We start from the raw sequence: 2,112 nt of genomic DNA, 5'->3' as shown, positions 1-2,112 counted from the left end.
GCCACCCCTGCGTCGCTGCGCTCCGACTGCCCGGCCGGATGGCCGTGGAACAGGTGGCCAGATGGCCCTGGAATGCCTGGCCAGATGAGAGCGGACTGGGTGGCCGGATGGCGTGGAATCCGCAGCCTCGGTCAGAAGCAGTCGTTTATTGCCTATGCCAGTACGGAATCATCAAGCGCCGCCATAGATGCCCTGCGCTCCAAAAGAATCGCGATCTTGTCCGACTCTGAAAGGTGCGAACCAGGTGTGGGTAAGGCAGAAGCTGCGGCCTCGCACCAGCGTTCAAAAGAATCACTGCTAGTGAATGCCGGTGCTTGTGCCTTCCTCTCCAAGGCGATAACCATATGTTTAGCGATGACCGGATTGACTTTGGAATAAGCAAAATGCGAAGAAGGGTGATTCACCACTGCTACCGGAACGCCGTTAGCTAGCGACCGAATCCGACGTCCGTTACGCGCACTGAGGCAAACAATCAAATCCGGAGCCAATACGTCCAAGACTTCGGTAAATGCACTGTTACCACGTTCCCAAGCATCTTTGGGTGGTAAAACGCGCGTGTCGCGTATGAATTCCTGCAGAAAGTTGTAATAGGCGACGCTATGCCAGAATTCCTTTTTTTGTGCACTGGAGAAGCTTTCTCTAACGTTCTTCACAGCACTCATTATTTTAGTGAAGTGCGGGTGACGTCGGATTTTGCCCGTTGCCAGAGGGTGTTTCTCACCTAAAGCTAAAGCCTTCACTATTTCGGCAGTAGCTGTTGGGCGCTCATGCTTCTTATCACCATAGTGAGATTCGCAGACTAAGAGAATTCGTAGGCCGCCAAATCCTTCCGCATACTGGGAACCTACCCAGGGTGCAAAGCGGACTGATTTTTTTATCATGGGTATCCTTAACTGGGCGATGATGCTGTGGAGAGGCTACACACGAACCAAGCGGACTCTAAGCAACGGCAGAAATCGGCCAATTCTGTTGAAAAAGTAGGTTCAGCGGCAGCCGGTCGGTCAGGAGTGCCTGCTGTCGAAGTGGCTGCAAGCCACTTCAAGTTGCCTTTCGGCGTTTCACTGAGCGTTCTTGCTCAGGTTTGAGGGTTAATTTGAGGGTTTCTGCACGCAGCAGACGTACCTATCCCGTGAGCGGTGGCCCTTGAGGTAAAAGCTTGGCCATGCGGCGCAGGTTCTGCACCATCGCAGCCATGGTGAATTCATCAGTGGCGCCGGTCAGGCCACGCAGTCGTAAACGGTCGAGTTTCATGATCCGTTTAAGGTGGGCGAAAAGCATCTCCACTTTCTTTCGTTCGCAACGTGAGACGAGGTATTCCGGTGTCTTGGCGATGCGTCGAGCCACGTCTCGGGCAGCCTCATGGATGCTGCGAACGATCTTCCGATTCGGTGTATTGGGGCAACACTTCGCTTTCAGCGGACAAGTGGCGCAGTCAGTTTGGCTGGAGCGATAGATAATGGTGTTGGCCTTGGTCACCCGCGATCTTTTCTGGGTGAAGGCGCGCCATTCACTGCGTAGCGGTTTGCCGGCTGGGCAGCGATATTCATTGGCTTCCTGATTCCAGTGGAAGTCGTTACTGGAAAGGCTGTCGTCCTTGCGCTCAGTTTTGTCCCACACCGGCACATGCGGCTCGATGTCCTTTTCTTCGACCATCCAGGCCAGCATCGGAGCGGTGCCGTAAGCGGTATCACCGATAAGGCGTTCCGGTGTGAGATCGAACTGCGCTTCGACACGCTCGACCATCGTCCTAGTCGAATCGACTTCGGCAGTACGGTGCGCCGGGGTAGCTTCCACGTCCATGATCACACCGTGCTCAGTGTCGATCAGGTAATTCGTGGAGTAGGCAAAAAAGGCCGGGCCGCCTGGCGCTGCTGTCCAGCGGGACTGAGGGTCGGTGAGCGAAATTTTCTTGGGAAGAGTCTCAGCCAGCGCCTCTTCATCAAGCGCTTCGAGGTACTCGCGCACTGCGCGGCTGCTGAGCTTTAGATCGTTCCAATCGACCTCATCTCCCGCCACCCCACGTTGCCGGCTGGCATCCGCCTTGATGATGCTGGCGTCGACGGCGAAACCTTCACCCTTGACTAGGCCGGCTGCCATGCAGCGCCGCAGCAC

2 protein-coding genes are annotated in these 2,112 nt (G+C 55.5%); both read right to left on the bottom strand.

The features are described 5' to 3' along the window. Positions 1 to 152: 152 nt before the first annotated feature. The gene (locus G7020_RS23665) at positions 153 to 881 is read right to left on the bottom strand and encodes a hypothetical protein (protein ID WP_181087211.1); all 729 of its coding nucleotides are present in this window, start codon (positions 879 to 881) and stop codon (positions 153 to 155) included. Between the two features lie 241 nt (positions 882 to 1,122). Then, positions 1,123 to 2,112: transposase (locus G7020_RS23660; RefSeq protein ID WP_181087210.1), on the bottom strand; the 990-nt coding region annotated here is incomplete at its 5' end.

The sequence above is a fragment of the Stutzerimonas stutzeri genome (assembly GCF_013522825.1).
Taxonomy (GTDB): domain Bacteria; phylum Pseudomonadota; class Gammaproteobacteria; order Pseudomonadales; family Pseudomonadaceae; genus Stutzerimonas; species Stutzerimonas stutzeri_AK.
This window is presented reverse-complemented; position numbering and strand designations above follow the sequence as displayed.

Excerpts from the sequence above, each read along its gene's own strand:
- G7020_RS23665 (WP_181087211.1), bottom strand. The coding sequence starts at position 881 with ATGATAAAAAAATCAGTCCGCTTTGCACCCTGGGTAGGTTCCCAGTAT.